Below are 7,335 nucleotides of genomic sequence, written 5' to 3'. Positions count from 1 at the left end.
GTGTCGATTGCCAGCGGCGCGCAGGTGGTGAAGGCGCTGCGCCAGGCCGGCCACCATGTGATCGCCGTGGACACGGCGCGCGGCGTGCTGGCGCCGCTCGAGGAGCAGCGCCTGCTCACTGCAGGTGTGGCGCCGTTGCCGCCCGAGCAGGAGAAGCTGGATCTCCTGCGCACCGGCGACCCGACGGCGCTGACGGAGGCGCCCGAGTTCCAGCACACCGACGTGGTGTTCCTGGCGCTGCATGGGGGCGCCGGCGAGGACGGCACACTGCAGGCGCTGCTGGACCTGGTCGGCATCCCCTACATCGGCAGTGGGCACCTGGCCAGCGCGGTGGCCATGGACAAGGATGTCTCGAAGCGCCTGTTCCGCGACGCCGGCATTCCCACGCCGGACTGGATGATGGCGCCTGCGGAGCCAGAACTGGTGCGGGACCGGTTGGGCTACCCGGTGGTCATCAAGCCGAGCAAGCAGGGGTCGACCGTGGGCCTCACCGTGGTGAAGCAGCCGGAGCACCTCGAGCCGGCGGTGCGCGAGGCGTTTCGCTACGATGACGAGGTCATGATCGAGCAGTTCATTCCCGGCCGGGAGCTGACGGTCGCCATCCTGGGCGAGGAGCCGCTTCCGGTAGGCGAGATCATCCCGCGGCACGAGATCTTCGACTACGAGTGCAAATATCAGGAGGGCATGGCCGACGAGATCTTTCCCGCCGACCTGACGCCGGCCGAGACCGCGGCCGTCCAGTTCCTGGCGCTCAAGGCCCACCGCGTGCTCAAGCTGGCAGGCTTCAGCCGGATTGATTTCCGGCTGGACGAGGCGGGCACCTTCTGGTGCCTGGAGGCGAATACGCTCCCCGGGATGACAGCGCAGAGCCTGGTGCCCAAGGCCGCGCGGGCGGCGGGCATCGCCTTCCCCCAGCTTTGCGAGCGCATCTGCCGCCTGGCCCTCGAGGAACACCGGGGGAGACGCCGGGGGTAAGCGCATTATGACGTACGGCGGCTTCTCCTTCGGCTACCATCTGACGCCCTGGGTCAAGCGGCTGCTGCTGGCCAACGCGGCCGTGTTCCTCCTGGCCTGGGCCGTCCCGGCACTCGGCTTCTACCTCGCCTTTGTGCCCAGGCTGGTGCTGTTCCGCCCCTGGTCGTTCCTCAGCTACATGTTCGTCCACGCCGATTTCTGGCACCTGTTCTTCAACCTGCTGGGGCTCTTCTTCTTCGGCCCGCCCCTCGAGGAGCGCTGGGGGTCGCGCGAGTTCCTCAAGTACTACCTGGTGTGCGGGCTCGGCGGCGCCCTGCTCTCCTTCCTCTTCGCCTCCGGCAGCTCCGTCGTGGGCGCGTCCGCCGCCGTGTTCGGCGTCATGCTCGCCTTCGCCATGAACTGGCCCGATGCGCCCATCTACATCTGGGGCATCTTCCCCGTGAAGGCCAAGTGGCTGGTCGGGATCCTGGCTGCACTCGCCCTGCTCAGCGCCGTCCGCGGCGCAGCCGACGGCGTAGCACACTTCGCCCACCTGGGCGGCTTTGCCGCCGGCTTCCTCTACCTCAAGCTGGGCGACGCGGCGACGCAGCGGCTGGCACGCGTCAAGAAGCTGATGCGTGGGCCCCGGCTCACCGTGCTGCCCGGCGCCAAGGAAGGGAGGGAGCCGCCGCCCCGGCCCCGGCCACGGCACCGGCGCGATGACGATCCCCTGCTCGATGAAGTGGACCGCGTGCTGGACAAGATCAGCACCTCGGGCATGGCCAGCCTCACGCCGGACGAGCGGAAACTGCTGGACGACGTGAGTAAACGGTTCCGCAGGGATTAGCGCCGCCGCCCTGGGGGCCCTGACCCTCGCTTGACACCCCCCTTGGCTGCGGAATACGTTTCCAACCCCCGTTGACGTCCCCCTTGCCCCGCTCTGCAGGAGGTATGCATGCCGGCCGGCAAAGAGTATAGAACCGAGCAGATCCGCAACGTGGTGGTCCTGGGGCATGGTGGTGCCGGGAAGACCACGCTGATCGACGCCTTGTGCTTCGTGGCCGGCTCGTCCCGGCGGCACGGCGCGGTCCGCGAGGGCACCGCGCTGACCATGTACACCGAGGAGGAGCTGGCGCACGGCATCTCGATGCAGGCGGCGCCGGCGTTCGCGGAGTGGGACGGCGTCAAGGTGAACCTGCTGGATACGCCGGGCTACCTGGACTTCACGGGCGAGGCGCTGGCGGCGACGAGGGTGGCCGATGGCGCTGTACTCGTCCTCGGCGCCATGGCCGGCGTCGAGGTGGGCACGGAAAAGGTCTGGGAATACTGCACGGCGCGCGGGATTCCCAGACTTTTTTTCGTGTCCATGATGGACAAGGAGCATGCCGACTTCGAGAAGGCCTATCAGGAAGTCAAGTCCATGCTCACGGAGAAGGTGATCCCGGTGGAGATCCCGATCGGCGCGGGCGAGGCCTTTCGCGGCATCATCAACCTGTTCAGTGGGCGGGCGCACCTTTACAGAGCGGGGACGGCATCGGGCGAATATGACGAGGTAGACGTGCCGGCGGAGCTCGCCTCGCAGTTCGAGCGGTGGCGGACGGAGCTCATGGAGACCATTGCCATGACCGACGAGAGCTTGCTCGAGCGCTACCTCGAGACGGGGGAGATCTCGCGCGAGGAGGCACTCGCGGCCATGAAGCTGGCTATGGCGCGCGGCGACGCCTTCCCCCTCTTCTGCGGCGCGGCGGAGAAAACCTGGGGCACGCGTGCGCTGCTCTCCAAGCTCGTCGAGCTGGTGCCGAACCCGGCCCAGGCCGCGGCCGAGGTGGCCGGGCGGCCGGGGCTGGATCAGGTCGTCGAGCTGCGCGCCACGGAGGACGGGCCGCTCGCCGCCCTGGTCTTCAAGACGACGACCGAGCCGCACGTCGGCGAGCTCTCCTTCTTCCGCCTGTTCAGTGGCATGATCGAGACCGGGCAGGAGCTCTGGAACGCGACGCGCGAGGCGACCGAGAAGCTGGCCCACCTGTCCATCGCCCAGGGGAAGGAGCGCCTCGAGGTGCTGCGGCTCCACGCCGGCGACCTGGGTGTGGTGGCCAAGCTCAAGAACACCCATACCAATGACACCCTCACCTCCGCGGAGCGGCCGCTGACGCTCGAGCCCATCCCCTTCCCGCAGCCGGACATCGCCGTCGCCGTGCGCGCAGCCAGCCGCAGCGACGAGGACAAGATCGGCACCGGGCTGCACAAGCTGCACGAGGAGGAGCCGACCTTCCAGAGCGAGTACGACCCGGAGCTGAAGCAGACCATCATCCGGGGACTGGGCGAGCTGCACCTGGAAGTGCAGATCGAGCGGCTGAAGCGGAAGTTTGGCGTGGCCGTGACCACGGAGCCGCCCAAGGTGCCGTATCGGGAGACGATCCGCAGGCAGGCGGAAGGGCAGGGGCGGTACAAGAAGCAGACGGGCGGGCGCGGCCAGTTCGGCGATTGCTGGATCCGGCTCAAGCCCCGGCCGCGCGGCTCGGGTTACGAGTTCGTCGACTCCATTGTGGGCGGCGTCATTCCCGGCAAGTACATCCCCTCCGTGGACAAGGGGGTGCGCGAGGCCGCCCGGCGCGGCGTGCTGGCCGGCTACCCGGTCGTCGACCTGGAAGCCGAGTGCTATGACGGCTCCTACCACTCGGTGGACTCGAGCGACATCGCATTCCAGGTCGCCGGCTCGCTCGCGTTCCAGAAGGTGGCCGCGCTCGCCGAGCCCGTGCTGCTCGAGCCCATCCTGGAAGTCGAGGTCTCCACGCCCGACGAGTACATGGGCGACGTCATTGGCGACCTGAACCAGCGGCGCGGCAAGATCCTGGGCATGGAGCCGGACGGCAAGAAGACCCGCATCCGCGCGCTCGTCCCCCAGGCCGAGCTCTACAAGTACGCCACCACCTTGCGCTCGCTCACTCACGGCCGCGCCTTCCATACCCGGAAGCTCCACGGCTACGAGGAAGTGCCCGCGCACGTGGCGCAGAAAGTCATCGAGGCGGCCAGGAAGGAGAAGAAGGAGGAGGTTCACGCCTGAACTCTGGGCTCGGGCTGGGATGACTCCGCCGTGGGGCTCCTAGCCCGAGCCCGTGGCCCCTTGGCCCCCTTGGCCCGCCCATTGACATCTCCGCTGGGCGTGTCCTAAGTTGCTATCGGCTCTCCTTTCCCGCACCCTCACTGCGAGGGCGCGTCCCACACCGTTGGTTCTCAAATGCGCATGCTCCGCTCTTGGACCGCCATTTCCGGTATCCTGCTCCTCGGCCTCCTGGCCGGTGCAGACCACGTCGCGGCCGGCGCGGACGAGCTCTGGTACGTCTATTACGACCGCGGGCTGCGCGCCATCGAGCGTTCCGACTGGGACGGGGCGATTGCGGCGCTCGATCAGGCGCTCAAGAAGAACAAGAGCTCGAGTCTCAAGGCGCGCACCTACGGGATGCGGTTCATCCGTTATTTCCCCCAATTCTATCTGGGAGTCGCGTACTACAACCGCGGCGAGACGGATAAGGCGCTCGACCATTTGAAGCGGGAGGCCGCAGCCGGCGAGGTGCAGAAGTCGGATGCGCATGGGCGGCAGCTCGAGGTGCTGCTGGCGGCGGCGAGCGGTCCCAAGGCCGACGCTGCGGCGCTGGCGGCAGCAGAGGCGAGGCGGCGCCAGGAGCTGAACGCCAAGCTGCAGGCGGGGATCGCGCTGCAGCAGCGAGGCGAGTACACGGCCGCGCTGGCCGCCTTCGACGGTGTGCTTTCCCTGGATCCCGGCAACAGCGAGGCCCGGCGCTACCGCGACCAGTTGCAGCGCCGGGCGCTCGACGCCGAGCTGGCCCGGATCAAGATCGAGGCCCCGCCGCTGGCCATGGTGACGGGCCAGCGGCCGGTCACGCCCAAGAAGGCTACCGAGAAGCCGCCGGTCGAGCGCCCGCTGGCCGAAGAGCCGGACGAGCCGCCCGCTCCTGCGCCTGCACCGGCCCCCACGCCGGCTCCGCAGCCCAGGCCAGAGCCTGTACGGCCCGCGCCCACGCCGCCAGTCCCAACACCGGCCCCGCAGCCCCGGCCGGAGCCCGTGCCGGCCCCGGTGGCTCCGCCGGCCCCGGCCCCGGCCCCTGCGCCGCAGCCCAGGCCAGAGCCTGTACGGCCCGCGCCCACGCCGCCGGTCCCAACACCGGCCCCGCAGCCCCGGCCGGAGCCCGTGCGCCCCGCGCCCGCGCCGGCCCCGGCTCCCGTGCCTGCGCCACGGCCGGAGCCCAAGCCGGCCCCGGTGGCTCCGCCCGCACCGGCGCCAGCGCCGGCGCAGCCGGTGCTGACGGAGGCGGCGCTGTTTGAGGCCAAGGCATGGGAGATCCTGCGCAAGGGGAAGGAGCTACTGGACCGGGCCGAGTATGAGGGCGCGCTGGCCAAGTTCAACCTGGTGCTGGAACTGGCGAAGGACGTCACGACATCGCGGCAGCTCGTTCAGGAGGCGACGCGTTACGCCCAGGCTGCCGACTCCGAGATCAGGCGCATTGCGGAAGCGAAGCGGCAGGAGGAGCTGGCCAAACTGGCGCAGCAGCCGAAAGAGCCGCCCAAGGTGGCCATCCTCACGCCCCTGCCCGATGAGCCGGTGCAGTCCGAGCTGGTCCGCGTGCAGGGCACGGTCTTTGACAACTACGGCGTGGCCGACCTGGAAGTCGAGGTGAACGGCCGCCGCTACGGCAACGTGCAGACGGGGACGCGCGGGATCCAGATGGTCGTCCGCCCGGGCGCCGCCGGCGCGCAGGCTGCCGGCCAGCTCGCCAACAAGGGCACCATTGTCAATTTCTATCACGATATCCACCTCACGGAGCCGGTGAACCGGCTGGTCATCCGGGCCAGGAACATCCACGGGCAGACCACCGAGGAAGCTCGGGACCTGAAGCTGGAGGTGAAGCGCACGCGCATCTGGGCAGCCGTGATCGGCATTGGCAAGTACGAGCATGCCGCCGTGCCGCCGCTCAACTACACGGTGGCCGATGCGGATGCCTTCTACGACTACCTGCTGCGCGGACTGGGTGTGCCCAAGGAAAACATCTTCAAGCGGGTGGACCGGGAGGCGAACCGGCTGCAGATGATGACCATCCTGGGCACCGAGCTGCGCAAGCGCGCCGCCAGGGAGGACATGGTCATCATTTACTTCGCGGGCCACGGCGCGCCCGAGAGCGATCCCTCCAGCCTGGACGGGGATGGCCTGGAGAAGTACCTGCTGACCGCCGATGCGGATCCGGAGAACCTGATCGCTACCGCCATCGCGATGAAGGAAGTGGCCACCATCTTCGAGCGCATCCAGGCGGAGCGCATCGTCTTCATTGCCGATGCTTGCTACAGCGGCGCCTCGGGCGGACGCACCGTGTTCACCGGCGCCAGGCGCGCGAACATCACGGACGGCTTCCTCGATCGGCTGAGCGGCAGTGGCAAGGGGCGCGTCATCCTTTCCGCGTCCAGTGCCAACGAGCCGAGCGAGGAGCGCTCGGATCTCGGGCACGGCGTGTTCACGTACTTCCTGCTCGAGGGGCTGCGCGGCGCGGGCGACCGCAACCGCGATGGCGTGATCACGGTGGACGAGGCGTATCAGTACGTCTCGCAAAAGGTGCCTGAGGCTACGGGCCAGCGCCAGCATCCGGTAAAGAAGGGCGAGGTTGAGGGCGAGCTGCTTCTCGGCCGGGCCATCGTCGGCTGAAACTTCCCCAGAGGTAAGCCCATGAGCCGAGCAAGGTTGCACGGCCGCGCCTGCCGCCTGGCACCGCTGGCGGCCACGGCGCTACTCTGGCTCTCCGCCTGCGAGGAGAGCGAGCTGCCCAGCGCGCCCGCGGGCAGACCCAGCTTCACGGCCATCGCCTTCGACCGCACCACGCTCCAGCCGGTTGCGGGCACCACCTTCGCCGCGGGCGGCGCGGCCGAGCGCACCTTCACCGTGGATGTGCGCTACCAGCGCACGCCGGAGGAGATCAAGCGCCTGGCTACGGCCAGCCTGCAGTTCTACATCGAGACCTTCGACAGCATAGCATTCCGCTCCGACTTCGCCCAGTTCTTCTGGGAAGGCGACCTAACCTCCGCCGCCGGCACAGCCAAGGGGGACACGGGCACCATCCGCTTCACGGGCAAGTTCCGGGTGCCCACGGCCACGCCGCTGTGCGGCTCGTATGACTACCTGCGCATCATCGCGGTCATGGAGCCGGAGGTGAACCTGGCTTACCGCGATCAGTCGATCCACCGCGTCACCGGCGCGCGTGAGGCGAGCTCGACGGATTTCTTCAATTGCGTCTACGGCACTGCCGAGACCGATAAGACGGCGGGGCTGCGCTGGGGCGAGCCGCTCTGGGTGTTCGGCCGGCGGCTGCCCTACGG

5 protein-coding genes are annotated in these 7,335 nt (G+C 68.8%); all 5 read left to right on the top strand.

Annotated features, from left to right (window positions below; translation table 11 throughout):
- A partial coding sequence (locus HY703_10355) for a D-alanine--D-alanine ligase (protein ID MBI4545588.1) occupies positions 1-975 on the top strand: 975 nt, incomplete at its 5' end.
- 7 nt (positions 976-982) lie between these two features.
- Complete coding sequence (locus HY703_10350; GenBank protein MBI4545587.1) at positions 983-1,801, top strand: rhomboid family intramembrane serine protease; 819 nt, start codon at positions 983-985, stop codon at positions 1,799-1,801.
- A gap of 108 nt (positions 1,802-1,909) precedes the next feature.
- Positions 1,910-4,018 (top strand): elongation factor G, encoded by a 2,109-nt coding sequence (gene fusA / locus HY703_10345; protein MBI4545586.1) that lies wholly within the window; start codon positions 1,910-1,912, stop codon positions 4,016-4,018.
- 180 nt (positions 4,019-4,198) lie between these two features.
- Complete coding sequence (locus HY703_10340) at positions 4,199-6,667, top strand: caspase family protein (protein MBI4545585.1); 2,469 nt, start codon at positions 4,199-4,201, stop codon at positions 6,665-6,667.
- A 21-nt stretch (positions 6,668-6,688) separates the two neighbouring features.
- Positions 6,689-7,335, top strand: a 647-nt coding sequence (locus tag HY703_10335; protein ID MBI4545584.1) for a hypothetical protein, incomplete at its 3' end; no start/stop codon positions are given.

The sequence above is a fragment of the Gemmatimonadota bacterium genome (genome assembly GCA_016209965.1).
Taxonomy (GTDB): domain Bacteria; phylum Gemmatimonadota; class Gemmatimonadetes; order Longimicrobiales; family RSA9; genus JACQVE01.
Note: the sequence above shows the minus strand (reverse complement) of the source record. Positions and strands in the feature narration are given on the sequence as shown.